Here is a 21945-nt window from a genome sequence, read left to right as displayed (position 1 = left end):
ATGCAGCCAGGCCTCTCTCTTCGGATGATTGTGGCTGCCCTGGTGGTGGGGTGCCTGTTGGTGCTGGTGCCGCGATTCCCGGCGCGCTGGATTATTCCCTGCCTCCCCTTAGAGCGCGTGGGGCTGACGCTGGGTGAGGTACGCGGAACCCTCTGGCAGGGCAGTGCCGTCCTGGGGTGGCGACCGGTGGCGGGACAGTCATGGGCTTATTGGCCAGGGCGCATCACCTGGGAATGGCAGAGCCTGTGGCCGCCATGGCAAGTCGCATTCCACAATGCGCAGTGGCAAGGGGCAATTCCCCTAACCTGGCGTTATGGGCAGTCCCCCCAACTCGGGGCTGGGCGTGCGGCTTTGCCGGCGCAGTGGCTCAACCAGCTTGGCGCACCGTGGAATACGATTCAACCCGCCGGTGAATTGCTGTTACAGTGGGCCACGCTCACGTTACCTGTAACGCCAAGCGCGGCGCCTGCGCCAAGCGTGCCCGCAACTTGGCGTTTGGAATGGCAACAGGCGCAGGCAGGCATGGTAAATGTCGGGGTGCTGGGGAGCTATGTTTGCCAGGGCGAGTGGCCCCGCCCCGCCTTTAGTTGCGCGGGAGTAACCCCACTGCAACCCTTGCAATTGCAGCTCAGTGTTCAGCATGACGGAACACGCTGGCGCTGGCAGGGTCAGGCAACCGTGGCCGCATCACAGGCGGCGATGATGCAGGGCATGTTAAATTTTATGGGACGGCGTCATCCCGATGACCCGAATCAAGTTGTGATCGGTAATTAAATGAGTGATAACACGATGAGCCAACGCAAACAACCACAGCGATTATCAGGGCTAACGCCGCAACCTCGGCGCCCGCGCGGATTGCACTGGCTATTACTGCTTTCTTTGGTGGGCAGTAACGGCCTGATTCCGGGGGTAGTGGCAAAGCCGGCCACACGCCAAACCAGCGGCCAGGCGGTGAAAAACGCAAGCCTGACCGAGCCAGTTACACTTAATTTCGTTAATGCGGAGATTGACGCTGTTATCCGCGCAGTCGGCGCAATCTTGAACAAAAACTTTGTCGTTGATCCGCGCGTAAAGGGCCAGCTTACGCTGGTTTCCCCCAAACCCGTGATGCCCCGCGAGGCCTATGATATTTTGCTTTCTGCCTTGCGGGTTCAGGGCTTTACGATTGTGGAAGCCAATGGCTTGGGCCGAGTCGTGCCAGAAGCCGATGCAAAACTGCAGGCTGGCCCCGTCGAAAGTATTCAAGCCGGTGAGTCTGGTGGGCAGCGCGGCGATCAAATCATCACGCAGGTATTCCGCTTGAATTACGAATCAGCCAATGGTTTGGTGCCCGTCTTACGCCCGCTGATCCCGCCTAACAACACGATTACGGCGTACCCGAATAACAATACGCTGGTCATTACCGACTATGCTGAAAACCTCAAGCGCATCGCCCGGATTATTGCTAGCTTAGATGCGCCCTCTACCAACGAAGTTGAAGCGATTCCGCTGAAACATGCTCTCGCCGTTGATATTGCAACGACCTTAAACCGCTTGCTCGATGACAGCCAGCGTGGGGCGACAGTCGAGGCCAGTCAGCGCATTACCGTCTTGGCAGACACGCGTAGCAATAGCGTGCTGCTGCGCAGCGCCAGCCCAACGCGCTTGGCCCAGGCGAAATCCTTGTTGAGTCGCTTGGACCAGCCTTTGGCCAGACCCGGCAATATCTGGGTGGTGCCATTAAAAAATGCCGAGGCGACGCGCTTAGCGCAAACTTTGCGTGCCGTGCTGTCTGGGGAAAGTAGCGCCAGTGGCTTGGGGGCCGGCAATAGCATGAATGCCTTGGGGGGTAACGCACTGAGCGCCAACCAATCGGCGTCGCTGACAACCCCCACGGGGAATACGGGGGGCGCCGCCGGCACTGCGAATACGCTGGGCGCTGGGGCCTCGTCGAGCTTTGGTAATAGCAGCTTGCCGACTGTGCAAGGTGGCGGCATGGTGCAAGCTGACCCGGCCACCAACACCCTCATCATTACTGCGCCTGAACCCATCTATAACAACCTACGCAATATCATTGAAAAGCTCGATGTTCGCCGCGCCCAAGTCTTTGTTGAGTCACTGATTGTTGAAGTCACGGCTCAACAGGCGGCAGAGTTTGGGATTCAGTGGCAGGACTTGTCGGGCATCAATAACGGCAATGTACAGGCGATAGGCGGCACCAACTTTACCGATAGAGGCAGTGGCAGCAATATCATTGATGTGGCCACCAACGTCGGGACAGCCGGGCGGGGCCTGAATATTGGTTTTGTGAAAGGGCAAATTAGTTTGCCGGGCTTGGGCACCATTACCAACTTGGGCGCATTGGCGCGGGCGTTGGAAAGCAATAGCAAAGCAAATATCCTCTCAACCCCGAATATCCTGACTTTGGATAACGAAGAAGCCAAAATTGTGATTGGTCAGAATGTGCCTTTTGTGACCGGGCAATTCACCAATACCGGTGGCACAGGGGGCGCTGTTAATCCCTTTCAAACGATTGAACGACGCGATGTTGGCTTGACGCTACGCGTGAAGCCGCAAGTCTCCGAAGGGGGAACGGTACGGATGGCGCTGTATCAAGAAGTCTCCAGCGTGCAGAGTAACGCCGGCACGGCGGGTGTCGTTACCAACAAACGGGCAATTGAATCCAATGTGTTGGTAGATGATGGGCAAATTATTGTGATCGGTGGTCTGGTGCAGGATGACGTGCGCGATGGGGTCGGCAAAGTGCCGTTGTTGGGCGATATTCCAGTCTTAGGGTCGTTGTTTCGTTATGACACCCGCAGCCGCGGCAAAACCAACCTCATGGTTTTCTTGCGGCCTTACATTATTCGTAACAGCGAAGGCGTTAATAATTTAGTGACCGATCGCTACGATTACATGCGCACCGAGCAAATGAATACCAAACCTGGACGGAATATCTTATTGCCGGAATATAACGTGCCGATTTTGCAAGAGCTCAAGCTGAAAACCGCCCCGGTTCTGCGTAGTGCCGAGCCAGCCCTAACGCCTCAAGCAGATAGCGCCACCCCGCCCAACGCGGTGCCAGCGCCAGCCCAACCTTAAGCGAGAAAGCCACATGTTTGCTGCCCCGCTTGCGCTATCTGCAACGCTGCCCCCACTGGAACGCTTGCAGCCTCACATTGCCCGGCGCCTACCGTTTGCGTTTGCGCGGGCGCACGGCATTTTGTTGGCCGTCCAGCATGAAACACATTACCAAGCTTGGGTCCATCCAGAAAGTAACCTGGCCGTGTTGGCCGAAGTGCAGCGCGAATATGGCCCGCTAGCGTTACAACAGCTTGCCGCAGAAGAGTGGCAACAAGCACTACAGCAAGCCTATGAAGGCCAAGAAGATTCCGCGGCCAGTGTCGTCGAAAACGTGGAAAGCGACCTCGACCTTTCGCGCTTGCTGCAGGAAATCCCCGAGGTAGAAGACCTCCTGGAGACAGCAGATGATGCGCCGATTATCCGCATGCTGAATGCCCTTTTGACTGAAGCGGCGCGTGAAGGCGCTTCCGATATTCATATTGAGCCATTCGAGACTCATTCCGTCGTCCGGTTTCGGGTTGATGGGATGCTGCGAGATATCGTGCGGCCAAAGCGCGCCTTACATGCCGCGCTGATTTCGCGCTTGAAAATTATGGCCAGCCTGGATATTGCCGAAAAGCGTTTGCCCCAAGATGGGCGCATTACGTTGCGGATTGGCGGGCGGGCGATTGATGTTCGGGTATCGACGCTGCCAGTCGGTAACGTACAGCAGCAAAGTGAGCGTGCAGTCTTACGGTTGCTCGAAAAAAGTCGTGAAATGCTGAGCCTGACCCACCTGGGGATGCACGACGACACGCTACAAAAAATTGACGACTTGGTACGGCAACCCCACGGCATTATTCTGGTTACTGGCCCGACAGGTTCAGGTAAAACGACCACGCTCTATGCCATGTTGCAGCGGTTAGATGCCACTGTCAGCAACATCATGACCGTTGAAGACCCGATTGAATACGAACTGCCCGGGATTGGGCAAACCCAGGTTAACCCAAAAATCGACCTGACCTTTGCCAAAACCTTGCGGGCTATTTTGCGGCAGGATCCAGATGTTGTGATGATTGGTGAGATTCGAGATCTAGAAACTGCACAAATTGCTGTGCAAGCCTCACTGACCGGCCATTTGGTTTTGGCAACGCTACACACCAACGATGCCCCCAGTGCCATTACACGGATGGTGGATATGGGGATTGAACCATTTCTACTTGCCTCCAGTTTGCTCGGTGTACTGTCACAGCGGCTGGTGCGCAAATTATGTATCGAATGCAAGCGCCAAGATGCCCACGGCAACTGGCATGCCCCTGGCTGCGATGCCTGCAATCACACCGGCTACCAAGGCCGTACCGGCATTCATGAGCTGCTAGGCGTCACGGAAAGCTTGCGCGACTTGATTCATGAACGTGCCGCCGAAAGCGCTATTCGTCAACTGGCCCTGCAACAGGGGATGCGCAGCCTGCGGGATGATGGCATGCGTTGGGTGCAAACCGGGCTGACCAGCGAAGCCGAAGTGGTGCGCGTTACGCGCGATTAAGGCATGCCAAGTTACCGCTACCAGGCGCTCGCAGCCAATCAACAAACCGAGCAGGGCCATGTCGATGCCGACAGCCTGAAGCAGGCCCGCAACGTGTTGCGTGCGCGTGGCTTGACGGTGTTGTCTGTTGAACCGCTTGGCGCCAGCGCTACGGGCACAAGCGGCGGGCAGCGCGCTGCCACCCTCTTTGGCCCCCGCCTGAGCGCCCATCAGCGGACTTTGGCGGTGCGCCAGCTCGCCAGTCTATTAACCGCCGGGTTACCGCTTGAGCGCGCCTTGGCGGTGCTGGTCGAGCAAGCCGAGTCGGCTATTTTGGCCGAGCGCTTGGCCGCCGTGCGCAGTGAGGTGTTAGCCGGACACAGCCTAGCGGAAGCCTTAGGGCGCTACCCACGCGATTTCCCCGCGTTAATGTGCGCCTTGGTGGCCGCTGGGGAGGCCTCAGGACAGCTTGCGGGTGTCCTAGAGCGTTTGGCCGACTATCTCGAAGCGCGTGGTGCGTTGACCCAGAAAGTGGTGATGGCGTTTACCTATCCGGCGATTGTCACGGTGGTGTCGTTACTCGTGGTGCTGGCGTTGATGACCTATGTCGTTCCTCAGATCGTTCAAGTCTTCACCAGCACCAAACAAACCTTACCTTGGCTCACGGTCGCCTTGATTGCGGTCAGTGACTTCTTGCGACATTACGGCTGGATGATTGGTTTGATGATCGTGGCGGCGGCCATCACTGCTCGGCAACTCTTACAGCGACCGGCGTTACGGTTACGCTGGCATCATTGGTTGTTACGCGCCCCGGTACTGGGCAAGCTACTCAACGCCAGCAATACTGCGCATTTTGCGAGTACATTGGCGATTTTGGTGGGCAGTGGGGTGCCGCTTTTGCGGGCGTTACAGGCAGGGGGGGAAACCCTCAGTAATCGCTGGCTGCAAGAACGCGTTGCACAGGCCGCGCAGCGGGTTCGTGAAGGCAGCTCACTCGCCCGCGCGCTGGGCGAACATAAAGCCTTTCCGCCTGTGTTGGTCCACATGATCGGCAGTGGCGAGGCCACCGGACAACTGCCCGCCATGCTGGATCGGGCCGCAGCCGGCCAGCGCCAAGAAGTCGAACGGCGGGCGGTATTGTTAACCCAACTACTCGAACCGGTCTTGATCTTAGGCATGGGCTTGATTGTGCTCATTATTGTGCTGGCGGTCCTGCTGCCAATTATTGAAATCAATCAGATGATCCGATGAAACGGTTGTGCTGCGGCTTCCTGATGTGCTGTCTCGCTGCTTGCACCACGCTGCCGCCAACCCCGGTGCCTTATCTCGCCTATCCTGCGCAGTCTGCATTGCCCGAGGCAGAAAAGACACTGCTGATTGTCTTACCCGGCGTTGGCGATAGCGCTGCGAGTTTCGCTCAGCAGGGCTTGCTGGCCGCGCTCCGGGCACAGCCAGCCTTGGCAGCGCGGGTGGATGTGTGGTCCGTTGACATGTCTTTTCCTTATTATCAGCAACGCCTTTTTTTGCCAAGGATGCAAGCCGACATCATGGCGCACGCCCAGCAGCGCGGCTATCGTCAAGTTTGCCTCTTGGGCGTGTCATTGGGCGGATTCGGTGCCTTGCTTTACGCCGCAAAACACCCAACACAGGCTCGTTGCTTGATCCTTTTCGCGCCGTACCTCGGCAGTGAAGCCAGTTTAGACGGGATTGCAGCGGCAGGGGGGTTAGCCTATTGGCGCCGCCCTGCTGATTTAAACGAGCGAGACGAGCGCTACATCTGGCCTTTTTTACAAGGGTACTTACACCGGGCAACGCCCACGCCTACGTTATTTCTTTTATATGGTGAAGGAGACCGTTTTGCCCCAGCACTGGAGACCTTACACCCCCTCATCCCCGCCGCTCAGCGTTTAACCCAGCCGGGTGGGCATAACTGGGTGGTCTGGCGTGCGCTGTGGATAAGGTGGCTGACAACGCACGGCGCTAACTTTCTCTGAGTGTGAATTACGGTGAATTCCACCTTGGGCAGGGTATCAATATGCCGTAAATTGAATTACAGTCGTACACAATAGCCCGTTGGGATTTTTAGGAGAAGGCCATGTTAAGAAGCCACTTCCCTTATGCCGCTACTGCTTTGCTGCTTGCCACACTAGGCGCTGCTGAGTGGGGCGTTTTTTTCCTTGCTCTGTTATTAATCGTCTTGTGGTTGCCGTTGGTCTATGGCAGCCAATCTTTGGGGATTCGCGGCCTCACTCCCATTCCTGTTCGACGAACGTCGCGCCTTTCACCACGCCGACCCGATGACGACCACCAATAGCCTAGACATCTAAAGCGTTACTGACACCCTCTCTGTGTCAACCAAGCTTGATTACTTTCCTCTAGAGATTGGCGCACTTGGATTTGTCATCCAATCACGCAATTATTTGTTGTAAACACTCAAAGGTTTATAGAGATGCTGCCATAAAAAATAACAGTCCTTCTTGCTGGCAGGAGCCCGTAGATAACGTTCATCATGCTCTAAAATAATGTGACTATATTTGTCTTGATAATAAAAATAATCGCCAACAACCTTTTTGTTATAAAGCGAATGATCAGATTCACAGTTCGCTTTCGATTTCCGAGACACTAAAAATCTTTTTTCATCTAGGCCAACTCTAGTTTCCTCCATAGCACAGCCAATCTTGCTCAAGAAAATAGTTTTGATATAGACCTGTCTTTCTCGCAGCCCTTCGATATACACCACTGAGTAATAAACCATTTTTTCATCATAGGTTTCACCGAGAATATGCAAGTTTGGGGCCGGTGTTTTTGCCCAGGTTCGTAAGTCCTCAATCGGCTTGTCACATGCAGAGTCTGCCATTGCGGCCACATTAAAGACTAGCAAGCACAGCCCTAGCAAAATTTTATTTAGTACCAAATTGCCACTGACCATTTCTATTCCTTTCCGCGACACCATCAAGATTGCCAATTTTTAACGAGAAATATGATTCATTAATGCCAGGCACAACCTTAAACATGGTGTCGCCAATTTTATAAAAAACCGCAGTTTTCCGATTGCGTAAGTTGGTCAAAGTGATTTTTGATATATCTTTTGGATATGAGAAGGCTAACCTTTGATCTTTAACAGAAATCATTTTAAAAAAAGCAACAGAGCTAGTTTTGCGCTGGAGTAACAGCGGCTGCTACCCCGCCTATTACCGTGTCGCCCCTTGGCCTTCTCGCTGCAGATCACGCAGATCACGTGCCCAGTTTGCAAGCTTCTTAGCGCTTTGCTGGCGCTGCTCCGGCGTGAGCAGGGCGAGTGTCGCTTGGGTAATCAAGAGATTTTTTTCCACGTTGTCGCGCAAAATATTGCGCCGTCCCTCATCCTGGCTGAGTAAGGGTACCGCTTGGAAGAGATGGTGTAGGCGCTGCTTCGTTTGCTCACGATCGAGATTGCCTTGTTGAACTTGCCGCAGGAGATCCAACACCTCTTGTTGGCGGGCTTGGCGCTCTTCGAGCGGTGTGAAAAGATTAACCGGATACTGTGCGGTGAGTTGACGAATCTCTTGGGCCTGTGACCGGTTGAGATCGACCAACCAACCGATGCGGTCAAGCATTTTTTCAGCACGTGCTTGCAGGCGCTCCGCCGGAGGGGGAGCTAAAAAAGTTTGGCGATAAGTTTTGTTGTCTTTTTGAAAGCGCTGTTCCAGTTGCGTTAGTTGCTCGGGCCGTAAGCGGAAACTGAGCTCAACCAAATCGGGTAAGGCTTGCTCAAGCAGGGTGACGCCAAACTGGCGCAAGGTTTGATTCAGCCGCCGCGCATCGGCCAGTTTAACGTCCCCTTGTTGTAATTGCAGTTGCAGGCTCTCAAGTTGGGTGACATAGAGCGGGAGCTGGGTTTGCCGATGCCACTGCAAGTATTGTGTGATCCGTTCTTTTGCCCAGGTTTCCTGCGAGCCATCTAGCGCCACATAACGATTGAGCCAAAAGAGAATAAGCGTATCCAAATTTTGGTAAGTGAGCTTTACGGCACTGCAGCCTGTCAGGCCCAAAGTAAGCACTAGCAATCCTGCGAAGTGCCAGCGCCTAGCAGAGCGCGTACAGGGGGCACCCCAGCGCGTGAGCCACAGCGGCGCGAAACGGAAAAGTTGAGTCATCATAGCAACCGCTTGGGCAAAAAGTAATTTCTCCAATATACTGTATATAAAAACAGTATATTGGAGTGAGAATGACTGGTGACGCCTGGTTAGGGGCCGCGCCCCAAGAGACATTAGGGTACTTATTGCTGGATTTTAATGCCTACTTTGCCTCTGTTGAGCAGCAATTAGATAAAAACTTACGGGGCCGGCCGGTTGCGGTTGTGCCCTTGATGGCCGACAGCACCTGTTGTATTGCGGCGAGCTATGAGGCCAAGGCGTTTGGCGTAACGACCGGGGTCGGTGTGGCCCAAGCGCGCCGTCTTTGTCCTGAGCTAGTGTTGATCGAGGCGCGGCACGCGGTTTATGTCGAGTTTCACCAGCGCGCCTTAAAGGTGATTGATCAGGTGGTGCCGTTGCAGGAGGTGTTGTCGATTGATGAAATGCGTTGCGCTTTACCGGCCCGCTGGCAGTCACCCAGCCGGGCACGGCAAATCGGGGTGCAACTTAAGGAAGCCATTTGTGATGAGCTGGGGGCCTGCATGCGTACGTCGGTGGGCATTGCGCCGAATGGATTGCTAGCCAAATTAGCCTCTGAAATGCAAAAACCAGACGGCCTTGTTATCTTGCAGGCTCAAGATTTGCCTGCAAAAATTGCCGCGCTGCCCGCGCAGCGTCTCAGCGGCATCGGCCCCCGCATGGCGCAGCGGTTGGCTGCCTATGGCGTGCATTCAATCGGCCAATTATGGCAACTGAATCCCGCGCAAATGCGAATTATTTGGGGTGGGGTGGCTGGCTTGGATTTTTATGATCGCCTGCGCGGGCTGGAGCGCCGCTTACCCGCCCGTGAGCGGCAATCTATTACCCATTCGCATGTGCTCCCGCCGCATGAAAGAACCTTGGCGGGCGCCTTGGGCGTGCTGGATCGGCTTATGCAAAAAGCAGCGATGCGGTTACGCAAGGAAAATTTGTTGGCGACGGCGATGTATCTTGGTGTCCGCATGGTCGATCGGCATAAATGGAGTGCAGAAATTCGTTTTGCGGCGACCAATAGCACGCCCGCTTTGCTCGCTACTTTGCGTGACTTATGGGACAAAGATTTTCTCATGTTGGCACAGCAGAAGCGCCAGCCGCTTAAGGTTGGGATTGGCTTATTTGGCTTGCGCCAGCCTCACCAAACCACAGCGGATTTGTTTGAGCAGCCGACCACGAGACCTGATGTGGCGGCTGTGTTAGATCGTTTGAATCAGCGCTTTGGTAAAAATACCGTGTATTTTGGCAGCGCCCATCACAGTCGCGATAGCGCACCGATGCGAATTGCCTTTAATCGGATTCCCGATATCGAGACAGAGGCTTAAAATGGGCGGCATCCCAAGGAGAACCGATGACCACCAACTACCAAGCAATCCTGGCGTCGATTGCGGCAGATATTCAACCTGAGTTAGGTCAGGGCCAAGTCGCTACCTATATTCCCGAGCTGGCGGCGGCTGACCCCAGGGCTTTTGGCATGGCGCTCTATCATCTGCCGACCAATCAACTCTATCAAGTCGGACAGGCACAGCAACGGTTTTCGATTCAATCGATCTCCAAATTATTCTCCACGACCTTGGCTTTTCAGTTAATGGGCGAATATTTATGGCAACGGGTAGGGCGCGAGCCTTCTGGAACAGCCTTTAATTCCTTGGTGCAATTAGAAGTCGAAAACGGAATTCCACGAAACCCTTTTATTAATGCCGGTGCGCTGGTGGTCACCGATATTCTCACCAGTCGCTTTGTGCAGCCCGAGCAAGCTTTGGTGCAATTTCTCCGGCGCTTGGCTAACACAGCAGACCTCGCATACAACCCCCAGGTTGCCCAGTCAGAAATTCAAACCGGCCACCGTAATTTGGCGATGACCCACTTTATGAAAAGTTTCGGTAACCTGGAAAATCAGCCAGAACAGGTGATTCATGCTTATTGCCGCCATTGTGCAATTGAAATGTCTTGTGTCGATTTGGCGTATGCAGTGGCTTTCCTCGCCAATCAGGGGCGTGCGCCCTGGTTGGAGAAAGAGATTCTGGATACTAGCTCGGCGAAACGGTTGACGGCGTTGATGCTGACGTGTGGAACCTATGATGCTGCGGGCGAATTTGCTTATCGGGTTGGGTTGCCGGCTAAAAGCGGGGTGGGTGGCGGTATTGTTGCTGTGCTGCCCGGGCACTGGACAGTCTGTGTCTGGTCGCCAGCACTCGCACCCAGCGGTAACTCGCATGCAGGTATGTTGGCGCTAGAGTGGTTAACAACCCGCACCGGCGAATCCCTTTTTTAGGGCAAGATTCGCGGTTGCCGACCTCAAACTTTGCTGGGATCGGTCGATAACACAAGAAGCCATAATCGAAGCGGGAGTGTTGTCGTGCGCAAAAATACACCAGTCACCCAACAAGAGCATGTGTATCGTGATGGGGCCATTATTATTTCGACCAGTGATGACAAGGGGCGGATCCTTGATGCCAACACCGATTTCATCGACATCAGTGGCTACAGTAAAGAAGAGTTAATCGGCCAGCCACACAATATCTTGCGGCATCCAGACATGCCGCCTGCCGCCTTTGCTGATATGTGGGCTTCCATCCAGGCGGGACGCCTATGGAACGGCATTGTTAAAAATCGCTGCAAAAATGGCGATCATTATTGGGTTGAGGCGAACGTCACGCCAGTGGCGGATGCACTGGGCCAAATCACTGGCTATGTTTCAGTCCGTACCAAACCCAGCCGGGAGCAAGTGCAGCAAGCCGAGGCGCGCTATCGCCTGCTAGGGATGCAACCCGCACGCAGCAAACCCAAGAAGTTTTGGCTGCACAGCATCGCAACGCGCATGGCGGCAATCGGTGCCGCGGGTGGCATGGCCGTCTTACTTTGTGCTGCTTTGGGCGGGCCATTGTGGTTGCTGTTTCTGGTTGGTCTGGTGGCGACAGGGGCTTTGTTTGGGGCTTTACAGCATTGGGTATTGCAGCCATTGGCAGCAATTACCCAGACAATGATGGCGATGCAAGCGACCGGGCAATTTCAGCGGATTCAAGAAGCCGCGCAGGGGGATTCAGAAATTGCCCATCTGGCGCGGGTTTATAACGCCCTGATGCTAACCAACCGTGGCACAGCCCGCGATGTCTTGGAGCAGGCGCGAGACGTCATGCAATCGTCGCAGTCGCTACAAACTGCAGCCCATCAAGTCGCGCAAAATACGGAAGAGCAACACGATTCGGTGATGCGCACGGCGGCCAGTATTGAAGAATTTGCCGTCAGCGTGCGTTCGGTCGCCGATGGCGTCAGAGAAGTCAGCACGGCTGCCAATGAAAGCGTACAGAAAATGCGGGAAGGGATGGTCGCCACGCAAGCGCTACAGGAAAAAATTCATACGGTCGCGACCACCGTCGAGTCGATTTCAACAGCGGCAAATCAGTTCGATACCGATACCCAGGCGATTAATCGTATGGTGCAGCAGGTCACAGAATTAGCCAAACAAACTAACTTGTTAGCGCTCAATGCAGCAATCGAAGCGGCCCGCGCCGGTGAGCAAGGCCGGGGCTTTGCGGTGGTGGCTGACGAAGTACGTTCCTTGGCCATTAAATCCTCGGAAGCTGCTGGGGAAATCAGTCAAATCACCAATAAGATCGTGCAGGGCGCAACCGGGGTGAAGCAGTCGGTTACGTATTCACTCGATTTTCTGGCGACAGGAAAGCAGGCGATGGATGCCGTCGCCAACACCCTGTCAAATGTGTCTGCCTTGTTTGAAATGACCAATCAAGGTATCGACAGTTTAAATAGTACGATTGAAGAGCAGGCGCATACCAGCGAAACGATTGCACAAGATATTGAAAAAATTTCGCGTAGCGCCGAAGAAAACGGGCTCAGTGTGCACCAAGTTGCGACTGCAGCCAATCAATTAGCGGGATTGGCGGCACATTTGCAAGAAGTCAGCGCCCGCAATGCGAGTTAAGGGGCCAGCAGCCTGAGCTATTCCCTAAGGCATCAAGCGTTGTGCGTCAGCCCAGAGCTCGGTTAAGTGCTGCTGGGCGGGTTTGGCTTGGGCTAGGTAGCTGGCTTGGCCAGCCCAGGCTTGCATCCCCGCTAGGGTATTGTGCTGAATCGCTGCTTCACGCATCGCACGCGTCAGGCTCCGCTGGACGGGATACGGCGCGGGTTGTGGTGCATTGTCTGCCTGGCTGGCGCGCACATACTCGGTGATTAAACTGCGCCCCGCCCGTCCGCTAAAGGCGCGGGTTAAGACGGTGTCCTCAGGCTTGGCGTGCGCCATCGCCGCCGCCCAAGCGCCAGGCAGCTGGGCTTCGGGGCAGCGCATAAAGCCAGAGCCGATTTGTACCGCGCTGGCCCCCAACGCAATGGCGGCGGCGATACCGCGTGCATCCGCAATGCCGCCTGTGGCAACGACAGGCAGCGTTACCGCATCGACAATCGCCGGTAGCAGGGCGAACAGGCCAACCAACTGACTTTCTGCCTGCTGCGCATCAAAGCAACCGCGATGGCCGCCAGCTTCCATCCCTTGCGCCACAATCACCTCAGCCCCAGCCGCCTGTGCCGCCAGGGCTTCCGTCACAGTCGACACGTTCGCAAACCAGGTCATCCCAGCCGCTTTGAGGGCGGCGACGAAGTCGGGTGGGTAAAGACCCATCACCGACGAAATGACAGCGGGTCGGACGGCCAACATAGCTTCACACTGTGCCTGAAAATCAGGGGGTGTCGCGTCGCCCGCATCGGGGCCGAGGGCTGGCCCCCAGTGACCGAGGAAATCGCGCAGGCGTTGTTCATGGGCCCGATCCCGGACGGGAGCGGGGTCAGGAATCCATAAGTTCATGTTGAAAGGGCCACTGTGTTGCGTACGGACAGCCGTAGCCCAATCTGCGATGGCTGCGGGCGACATGAGTAAGGCGCCACACGCCCCCATGCCACCGGCTTGCATCACCGCGATAGACAAAGCCGGGGGAGAAAGCCCTGCCATAGGTGCCAACAAAATCGGGGCCTGCAGACCAAAGCGTTCACAAAAGCGCTGGATTTTTGGGTGAGTAGAGCGTGTCATGAGCTAGCGATAAAGAAGCGGTGTTTCCTAAGATCAATAAGCCACGATGACACGAAATGAAACGCGGACTGCACTGAAATTTTGGTAGTCAGCCATCACGCCTCCTGCGCGTATCGTGGCGCTTAACGCCGCATTGGCGTTCCAGCCAGTAAATCGCCATAATATGCCAACCTGTGTCGTGATGAGAGCGTGCAAGCAGCGTCATGGCGATCGCAATGTGTCAGAACATAAAACGACTATGTTACCCATTTTAAGATTAACAATCCTTGAGGCTTATCGCACCCGCTTGCCCTACCTTTGGTTGGGTATCGTGCTGTTAAGTTTAGCGATCGGGGCATTTGTTGCGCAATTGGCCTTAATTGAGCAACACCTGGTCGAGGTGAGCATGGTTGCGCCACTGCTGCGTTTACTGGCGATGCTGGTGGTTATTTTTCAGGTGTGTGCCCAAACCGTTCGCGAAATGGAAGAGCGCCAGCACTGGGTATTACTGGCACATGCCTTGAGCCGCTGGCAATGGCTGGCGGGGCGAATGGCGGGACACATGGTGGTAGCGGGCCTCACTGCCCTTTGTTTAGGGGCGCTGGTGTGGCTGATTTGGCCACGCCCGACCACCTTGGTTTGGCACCTGAGCCTTGCTCTGGAATGCAGTTTATTGGCTGCCATCGCCTATTTGCTGGCCCTGGTGTTGCGCCATTTACCGCGGGCCTTGTTCGCCTGCCTTATGGTCTACAGTCTGGGGCGCTTTTCCTCAGTCTGGTTATCCTTGAGTGAAACCCGCTCACCGCTGATTGCACCGGGTGAGACGAGTGTCGGGTTGGTGTACCTGATGCAATTGATTGATGCGCTCGTACCCAAGTTTGAGCAGTTTACGCAGACAACCTGGCTATTGGCGGCAACCCCCGCATGGGGGGTATTGCAGACGCCTCTCTGGCAATGGCTATTGTATGTCGGTCTGCTTTTTCTGGTCGCCGTGTTTGATCTACAGCAGCGCGAACTCTAAACACCATTAACCGCTTGCCGCGCTCGGCACAGACGGGCGGGCTTTGTTAAAATGGCGGTTTCCTATTTTGCCGCTACCCGATCTGGGTCAGTGGCCTTGCTTTCTATCATGTCTAGCCCTCTCCTTGCCAGCCCTGTTTTCGCGAAAATTCGTCATGCGTTCACGCAACGTATTTTGATTTTGGATGGGGCGATGGGCACCATGATTCAGCGCTACAAGCTGGATGAACAAGCGTATCGAGGCAAGAATGGACAGCAACTTACGCGCTTTGCCGATTTTCCGCATGATGTCAAAGGCAACAACGAATTGCTAGTGCTGACCCAGCCACAGATTATTCAGGAAATTCACGAGCAATATCTGGCTGCGGGTGCGGACATCATCGAAACCAATACCTTTGGTGCGACCACTGTCGCGCAAGAGGATTACCACATGGCGGATTTGGTAGTGGAGATGAACCTCGCCGCTGCTCGTCTCGCCAAAGCAGCGTGCGCCAAGTACAGCACGCCAGACCGCCCGCGCTTTGCCGCAGGTGCGATTGGCCCAACGCCCAAAACTGCCTCAATTTCACCGGATGTGAATGATCCGGGCGCCCGTAACATCACCTTTGATGCTTTGCGCCAGTCCTACTACCAGCAAGCCAAGGCCTTGTATGAAGGTGGCGTCGATCTGTTCTTGGTTGAAACGATTTTCGATACCTTGAACGCCAAAGCGGCCCTGTTTGCGCTGGAAGAATTATTTGAGGACATTGGCATTAAGTTGCCGATCATGATCTCGGGCACGGTGACGGATGCATCCGGCCGCATTTTATCGGGCCAGACGGTAGAGGCATTTTGGAACTCGGTGCGCCACGCCAAACCGATCACGATTGGCCTGAACTGCGCCCTCGGTGCCGCGCTGATGCGGCCCTATGTGGCCGAACTGAGCAAGATTTGTGATGCGCCGATCTGCGTGTATCCCAATGCGGGCTTACCCAATCCGATGAGCGACACCGGCTTTGATGAAACGCCACCGATCACCTCCTCACTGGTGCGCGAATTCGCCGAAGCCGGTTTTCTGAACATGGCTGGGGGCTGCTGTGGCACGACGCCCGAACATATTGCCGCGATTGCCAAAGAAATCGCCGGGATTGCCCCGCGTGTGATTCCGCAACCTGACCATAAACAGCGCTTAGCCGGATTAGAGCCTTTCAACATTGACGACAGCACGCTGTACGTTAACGTCGGTGAGCGCACTAACGTTACTGGCTCCAAAGCTTTTGCCCGCTTGATTATCAACGAGCAATACGAAGAAGCCCTCGCGGTCGCACGCCAGCAAGTGGAAAACGGCGCACAGGTGATTGACATCAACATGGACGAAGCCATGTTGGATTCCAAAGCGGCGATGGTGCGCTTTTTGAATCTCATCGCCAGTGAGCCGGATATTTCACGCGTGCCGTTGATGATCGACAGCTCCAAATGGGAGGTGATCGAAGCGGGCTTGCAATGCGTGCAAGGCAAAGCCATTGTGAATTCGATTTCGCTCAAAGAAGGCGAAGCCGAGTTCCTACGCCAAGCGAAACTCTGCAAGCGGTATGGCGCTGCTGCCGTGGTCATGGCCTTTGATGAAAAAGGCCAAGCGGACACCTATGCGCGCAAGATTGAAATTTGCGAACGGGCGTATCGCACGCTCGTCGACCAGGTTGACTTCGCGCCGGAAGACATTATTTTTGATCCCAATATCTTCGCCATCGCTACCGGAATTGAAGAGCACAACAACTATGCCGTCGATTTTATTGAAGCCACGCGCTGGATTAAACAAAACCTGCCCTACGCTAAAATTTCTGGCGGGGTATCGAATGTCTCGTTCTCCTTCCGGGGGAATGACCCGGCACGCGAAGCCATTCACACCGTATTCCTCTATCACGCGATTAAAGCCGGCATGACCATGGGCATCGTCAACGCTGGCATGATTGGCGTGTATGACGATCTTGATCCAACCTTGCGCGAGTTGGTTGAGGACGTGGTGTTAAACAGAAAACGCGCTGATGGCGCAGACCCGACTGAGAAACTCATCGAGTTTGCGGCCACCCTCAAAGCGGGCGGCAAGAAAGAAGAAGAAACCCTCGCGTGGCGCAGTGAGCCGGTCGAGAAACGGCTGTCGCATGCGCTCGTCCACGGCATTACCCAGTGGATTACCGAGGACACGGAAGAAGTTCGCGCCGCCTATGCCGCGCAAGGCAAGCGTCCTTTGCATGTGATTGAAGGGCCGTTGATGGACGGCATGAACATCGTCGGCGATTTGTTTGGCGCGGGCAAAATGTTCTTGCCGCAAGTGGTGAAGTCGGCACGCGTCATGAAGTCCGCCGTCGCGCACTTGATTCCCTACATTGAAGAAGAGAAAAAGCTGCTGCAAGCCGCAGGCGAAGACGTGCGCGCCAAAGGCAAGATCGTGATTGCCACCGTCAAAGGTGATGTGCACGACATCGGCAAAAACATCGTGACCGTGGTGCTGCAATGTAATAACTTTGAAGTGGAAAACATGGGCGTGATGGTGCCCTGCGAGCAGATCCTCGCCAAAGCCAAAGAAGTCGGCGCGGACATCATTGGCCTCTCCGGCCTCATCACCCCCTCGCTCGAAGAAATGGCCTATGTCGCCAAAGAAATGGAACGTGACGAATATTTCCGCTCGCGGCAGATTCCCTTACTCATTGGCGGGGCCACCACCTCACGCGTGCATACCGCCGTGAAGATCGCCCCCAATTATTCAGGCCCAGTGGTGTATGTGCCCGATGCATCGCGCGCGGTCAGCGTGTGTCAAGGCTTATTGAGTGATGGCAAAGCGCAATATATTGCCGACCTGAATGCTGACTACCAGCGCGTGCGCACGCAGCACGCCAACAAGAAAACCACGCCGCTAGTCACGCTCGAACAAGCCCGCGCCAACGCGCCCCAGATTGATTGGGACAGCACTCTGCCACCCAAACCCAAAGCGGTTGGCCACCGGATTCTAAAGAACTATGATCTAGCGGAATTGGTCAACTACATCGACTGGACTCCCTTCTTCCAAACGTGGGATTTGGCCGGGCCTTTCCCCGCGATCTTAGATGACGAGATTGTGGGCGAGCAGGCACGCAAGGTGTATGCCGACGCCCAAGCGATGTTGAAGAAAATTGTCGAAGGCCGTTGGCTACAGGCGCATGGCGTGTTTGTGCTCTATCCCGCTAACCGTACTGCGCCTGAAGACATTACTTTGTACGCTGATGAAGCGCGTACGCAACCGATCTTGACCTGGCATGGGCTGCGTCAACAAACGCAAAAGCCTACAGGTGAAACGAATAAATGCTTGGCCGATTATGTCGCCCCAGTGGGGTATGCCGACTACGTGGGCATGTTTGCTGTCACCGCCGGGATTGGCGTAGAAGAACGGGCGAAAAAATTTGAGGCGCAGCATGATGACTATTCTGCCATCATGCTCAAATCTCTCGCCGACCGTTTAGCCGAAGCTTTTGCTGAACGCTTGCATGAGCGTGTGCGTAAGGAGTTCTGGGGTTATGCTGGCGAAGAAAATTTAACCAACGCTGAACTGATTAAAGAAAAGTACCGCGGCATTCGCCCTGCCCCTGGTTACCCTGCCTGCCCCGAACACACGGTGAAAAAGCCGATGTTTGAGGTGTTGCGGGCGCATGAGATTGGGATGGAACTGACCGATGCCCTCGCCATGATTCCGGCAGCGGCCGTGAGTGGTTTTTACCTCGGCCACCCAGAGGCGCAGTACTTCAACGTAGGTCGGATTGGGGATGACCAATTAGCCGATATCGTTGCGCGTCGCGGGATTACCAAAGAAGACGCTGAGCGCTGGTTGGCACCTAACCTAGGTTAAAGCATCACAACTTGTAAACAGGAGAGTGATATGTTGAAAAAGATCTTACTGATCGCGATGGGGGTTGTGGGGGCATTGCTCGGTTACGCTGCCACGCAACCGGATGATTTCAGCATTGAGCGCAGCCTGGTCGTGAAGGCCACACCAGAAAAGCCGTTTTCTTTGGTGAATGATTTTCACCAATGGTCGCGCTGGTCGCCCTGGGAAAAGAAAGATGCAGCCATGCAAAAAACACATCGTGGCCCAGCATCCGGTGTTGGCGCGATTTATGAATGGCAGGGCAATCGGGAGGTTGGTGAAGGTCGCATGGAAATCATTGAATCGATTGCACCCAAGACAATCAAGATCAAGCTGGATTTCATTACCCCCATGGCGGCGAGTAACACGGTTGTGTTCAGTTTTCAGCCGCAAGACGAGGCAACCAACATCACTTGGTCCATGTCCGGTAAGAATGCTTTTTTAACCAAGATTTTCCTGATATTTTTTAGCATGGAAGACATGGTGGGGCCTGACTTTGAAGCAGGCTTGGCTAATTTGAAAATGCTCGCAGAGCAATAAGCAGAGTCCATGATCGCTCATTCAGATTATGCTAAAGGAGAGAATGATCGATTGACGATACTCAACAGGCGATTCAGTGCTTTCGCTTTCAGTTTGCTGAGCAGCTATGTTTACGCTCAGCCAAACGTGGCCATCCAAAAAGAAAGCGATGTTTATGACGTGCAAGTTTCTGCACGCCTTGCTGTAAATTGTACCCGCGCTTGGTCGATTCTGACTGACTATGATCGCCTTGCAGAGTGGGTCCCGGACATGAGCTACTCGAAGCGTATTAATCCTTCGCCAACGCAACAAGCCCATGCCAGAGGTCGTTTACTGGTCGCGCAAACAGGTCGGGCGCATTTTCTCTTTTTCGGGCGCGACATTCAAGTGCGCTTATGGATAACGGCCTTGCCGCCGTCGCAGATTGACGTAGAACTCGCTGAGGGAGATTTCGAGATTTTCTCTGCGCAATACCTGTTACAACCCACAGAGGGTCAATGCGAGCTGCGCTACACCGCCACCGTGAAGCCTCGCTTCTTTGTCCCACCCTTCATCGGCACCACTTTGTTTAAACATCAGCTAGAAAAGCAGTTTGCTGCAATCGTGCTGCGTGCCGAGCAAAACCCCTGAGAGAAGTGATTGATATGTCTGCACCCAGCCAAACCACGAGCGACCTGACCCTATTGCCCAACGAAAAACGGGTGCTGTATTTGCTCGCCTTGGTGCAGTTTACCCATATTGCAGATTTCATGATCATGATGCCTCTCGGGCCGCAATTTATGGCGCTGTTCGATATCGATCCGGTGCATTTTGGCTGGTTGGTATCGAGTTACACCCTGTGTGCCGCCGCTGCGGGGATTGGTGGGTCATTATTCATTGACCGCTGGGAACGCAAGCGGCTGCTGTGTGTACTGTACTTATGTTTCTGCGCGGCAACCTTGCTGTGTGCTCTGGCGAATCACTTTTGGATCATGCTGTTCGCCCGTGGCTTGGCGGGCGCTTTTGGTGGCTTGTTGGGTTCACTTGTACAAACCATGGCACTCGAACACGTGCCGCCTGCGCGCCGTGGTCAAGCGATGGGGTTACTCATGCTGGCTTTTTCTGCCTCGACAATTTTCGGGGTGCCGATGGGGCTTTATTTAGCGGCCTACTTCAACTGGCGTGCCCCCTTTCTGTTTCTGGGATTGTTATCGGTGCTGGTCTTGCTGGTGGCACTGCGTTACTTACCCCGGCGCCAGCCCACGCCCCCTAACTTTCCTCATTGGTGGTCGCCTTGGGTTTATGTGTTACGGGTGCCCCGTCATTGGCTCGCTTTTTTATTCGTGATTCTCTTGATGCTCTCTGGCTTTTCAGTCATCCCCTACATCAGTGTGTACTTGGTCAATAACTTAGGGTTAACCGCGCATGACCAGCCCTTGCTCTATTTAGCGGGCGGCGCCGCAACGTTCATGACCGCAAGGCTGATAGGCCGCCTGGCAGACCAATATGGGAAACTGCGGGTGTATCGGGTAATGGCGGTTCTAGCCTGCGGGCCGCTGCTGGCCATGACGCACTTGCCCGTGGTGCCACTGTGGGTGATGGTGGTGGTATGTACTGCTTTTTTCGTCTTTGTCTCGGGCCGCATGATTCCGGGTATGGCGCTGGTCGGGATGGCAGCGCAGCCCGACATTCGGGGTAGTTTCATGAGCTTGCAAAGCTCGGTCTTACAACTGGGCTCTGGTTTGGCTGCGCTGGCTGGCGGGGCCTTACTCGCTCACGGCGAGCATGAGGAACTCATTCATTACAACCGGGTAGGCTACCTGGCCGTCAGCGCGACAGCGGCAGCGATTCTCCTCAGCGGCTATTTATGGCGGCAAATCCAACGCATGCCAGGCGGGGAAAAAAATGACTGAATCTATACGCATTGTAGGGCAAGCGCCACAACATCCCGTTGCCACCATAGATTACCCGCGCCCAGATCGCTTGGTGCAGGGCCAGCCGCAACGCCTAACGTATCCGTATTACGACCACCCGAATATGAGCTGTGGGGTCTGGACATGTGAAATCGGCGCATGGCGTATCGCCTTTGCGCCCAACAAACAAGAGTTCTTCCATGTTCTGGCTGGCCGCATTCGTATTCAGCCCGATCACGGGGTCAGCCACACCTTTAGCGCGGGGGAAGCCGGAGTAATTCCCCCTAATTTCACGGGTGTCTTTGAGGTGCTAGAGCCAGTGAGAAAATACTATGTAGTCGTTGAGGTCGCGCCAACTGTCCTGGAGCGACTTGCCTGAGCCAGTGTTGTGATGCGGGTCAGTAACCAAGCCTTGTCATGCCATGGCGACTGTTCTGGCCAAACTGCCAAGACTTCAATCAGTAGTGCATAGCGGATTGCGTGAGGAACTCGAGTCAGCCAGGTCTGTTCAATACGGTCAACTTCCGTATCGATTGCTTGGAGTGCTTCAAGTAATATGGTTTGCGGGTAGCTTGGACCTGCACTGTAGTGACCGGTGGGCGCTTGAACTTGGTGTTTGTTATGCGAACTATCTAGCCAGCCGCGCGGTTTCAATAATTGGGTTTCTATCCAACGGGCAGACTCAGCACGCATGCCTCTCGGTCTTTGCGTTTTTGAGTCTTTAGAGCCGTTAATCCATTGACTGATCTGAGCTTGGCTTTTATGTAGGCGACTAGCAAGTTGGGCGATACCGCCGTATTCACGGGCCAACTCGCGCAAATTAGCGCGCCGTATTTCATCGATTGTTTCCATGCCCAAATTTCATAGCAAATCGCTAATATTGTAAATTCGCGTAACGCTAT

Annotated in this window: 19 protein-coding genes; 15 read left to right on the top strand and 4 right to left on the bottom strand. The window is 54.7% G+C overall.

The genetic code is table 11. The annotated features are described in order from the left end of the window. From gspN to DU000_RS12690, 6 genes are all read left to right on the top strand, one after another. Entirely contained in the window at positions 1-774 is a 774-nt protein-coding gene (gene gspN, locus DU000_RS10755) for a type II secretion system protein N (protein ID WP_158529690.1), read from the top strand. Between the two features lie 15 nt (positions 775-789). Then, a complete protein-coding gene (gene gspD / locus DU000_RS10750) occupies positions 790-3081 on the top strand; it encodes a type II secretion system secretin GspD (RefSeq protein ID WP_114403489.1) in 2292 nt (763 codons plus the stop codon). Positions 3082-3094: 13 nt separating this feature from the next. Beyond that, the gene (gene gspE, locus DU000_RS10745; protein ID WP_114403410.1) at positions 3095-4588 is read left to right on the top strand and encodes a type II secretion system ATPase GspE; all 1494 of its coding nucleotides are present in this window, start codon (positions 3095-3097) and stop codon (positions 4586-4588) included. A 3-nt stretch (positions 4589-4591) separates the two neighbouring features. Then, positions 4592-5818: a type II secretion system inner membrane protein GspF gene (gene gspF, locus DU000_RS10740; RefSeq protein WP_114403409.1), complete on the top strand. Its 1227-nt coding sequence runs from the start codon at positions 4592-4594 to the stop codon at positions 5816-5818. Further along, on the top strand, positions 5815-6561 hold the full coding sequence (locus DU000_RS10735) for an alpha/beta fold hydrolase (protein ID WP_114403408.1): 747 nt from the start codon (positions 5815-5817) through the stop codon (positions 6559-6561). The genes gspF and DU000_RS10735 overlap by 4 nt, the downstream gene beginning before the upstream one ends. A 101-nt stretch (positions 6562-6662) precedes the next feature. Continuing rightward, positions 6663-6881 (top strand): hypothetical protein, encoded by a 219-nt coding sequence (locus DU000_RS12690; protein WP_147267009.1) that lies wholly within the window; start codon positions 6663-6665, stop codon positions 6879-6881. A gap of 102 nt (positions 6882-6983) precedes the next feature. Here DU000_RS12690 and DU000_RS10730 read toward each other — a convergent pair whose 3' ends face one another. Further along, the gene (locus DU000_RS10730; RefSeq protein ID WP_147267008.1) at positions 6984-7520 is read right to left on the bottom strand and encodes a hypothetical protein; all 537 of its coding nucleotides are present in this window, start codon (positions 7518-7520) and stop codon (positions 6984-6986) included. Positions 7521-7758: 238 nt separating this feature from the next. Next, a complete protein-coding gene (locus tag DU000_RS10725) occupies positions 7759-8706 on the bottom strand; it encodes a DUF6279 family lipoprotein (RefSeq protein ID WP_147267007.1) in 948 nt (315 codons plus the stop codon). Between the two features lie 68 nt (positions 8707-8774). On the opposite strand from DU000_RS10725, the gene DU000_RS10720 reads away from it, so the two are divergent. The 3 genes from DU000_RS10720 (at position 8775) to DU000_RS10710 (ending at position 12658) form a co-directional block, all read left to right on the top strand. Then, positions 8775-10040, top strand: coding sequence for a Y-family DNA polymerase (locus tag DU000_RS10720; protein ID WP_114403405.1), 1266 nt, complete (start codon positions 8775-8777; stop codon positions 10038-10040). Between the two features lie 26 nt (positions 10041-10066). Further along, positions 10067-10990 (top strand): glutaminase, encoded by a 924-nt coding sequence (locus DU000_RS10715; protein ID WP_114403404.1) that lies wholly within the window; start codon positions 10067-10069, stop codon positions 10988-10990. Between the two features lie 84 nt (positions 10991-11074). Next, positions 11075-12658 (top strand): methyl-accepting chemotaxis protein, encoded by a 1584-nt coding sequence (locus DU000_RS10710; RefSeq protein WP_147267006.1) that lies wholly within the window; start codon positions 11075-11077, stop codon positions 12656-12658. A gap of 24 nt (positions 12659-12682) precedes the next feature. Here the strand turns inward: DU000_RS10710 and DU000_RS10705 are convergent, their stop codons facing one another. Further along, entirely contained in the window at positions 12683-13756 is a 1074-nt protein-coding gene (locus tag DU000_RS10705; protein ID WP_114403402.1) for an NAD(P)H-dependent flavin oxidoreductase, read from the bottom strand. 238 nt (positions 13757-13994) lie between these two features. Between DU000_RS10705 and DU000_RS10700 the strand changes: the two genes are divergently transcribed. From DU000_RS10700 to DU000_RS10675, 6 genes are all read left to right on the top strand, one after another. Beyond that, positions 13995-14756 carry a hypothetical protein gene (locus DU000_RS10700; RefSeq protein WP_114403401.1) on the top strand — a complete coding sequence of 254 codons (762 nt, stop codon included), beginning with the start codon at positions 13995-13997 and terminating at the stop codon, positions 14754-14756. A 108-nt stretch (positions 14757-14864) separates the two neighbouring features. Continuing rightward, the gene (metH, locus tag DU000_RS10695; protein WP_114403488.1) at positions 14865-18614 is read left to right on the top strand and encodes a methionine synthase; all 3750 of its coding nucleotides are present in this window, start codon (positions 14865-14867) and stop codon (positions 18612-18614) included. Positions 18615-18644: 30 nt separating this feature from the next. Continuing rightward, positions 18645-19172 carry an SRPBCC family protein gene (locus DU000_RS10690; RefSeq protein WP_114403400.1) on the top strand — a complete coding sequence of 176 codons (528 nt, stop codon included), beginning with the start codon at positions 18645-18647 and terminating at the stop codon, positions 19170-19172. Between the two features lie 9 nt (positions 19173-19181). Beyond that, positions 19182-19781, top strand: coding sequence for an SRPBCC family protein (locus tag DU000_RS10685; RefSeq protein ID WP_114403399.1), 600 nt, complete (start codon positions 19182-19184; stop codon positions 19779-19781). A 14-nt stretch (positions 19782-19795) separates the two neighbouring features. Beyond that, on the top strand, positions 19796-21043 hold the full coding sequence (locus tag DU000_RS10680) for an MFS transporter (protein ID WP_114403398.1): 1248 nt from the start codon (positions 19796-19798) through the stop codon (positions 21041-21043). Then, entirely contained in the window at positions 21036-21422 is a 387-nt protein-coding gene (locus tag DU000_RS10675; protein WP_114403397.1) for a cupin domain-containing protein, read from the top strand. The genes DU000_RS10680 and DU000_RS10675 overlap by 8 nt, the downstream gene beginning before the upstream one ends. On the opposite strand, the gene DU000_RS10670 is transcribed toward DU000_RS10675, so the two are convergent. Beyond that, complete coding sequence (locus DU000_RS10670; protein WP_114403396.1) at positions 21374-21895, bottom strand: hypothetical protein; 522 nt, start codon at positions 21893-21895, stop codon at positions 21374-21376. The two genes, DU000_RS10675 and DU000_RS10670, sit on opposite strands and share 49 nt — an antisense overlap. Between the last annotated feature and the right edge of the window lie 50 nt (positions 21896-21945).

It is taken from the genome of Parvibium lacunae, from assembly GCF_003335215.1.
GTDB classification, from domain to species: domain Bacteria; phylum Pseudomonadota; class Gammaproteobacteria; order Burkholderiales; family Burkholderiaceae_D; genus Parvibium; species Parvibium lacunae.
This window is presented reverse-complemented; position numbering and strand designations above follow the sequence as displayed.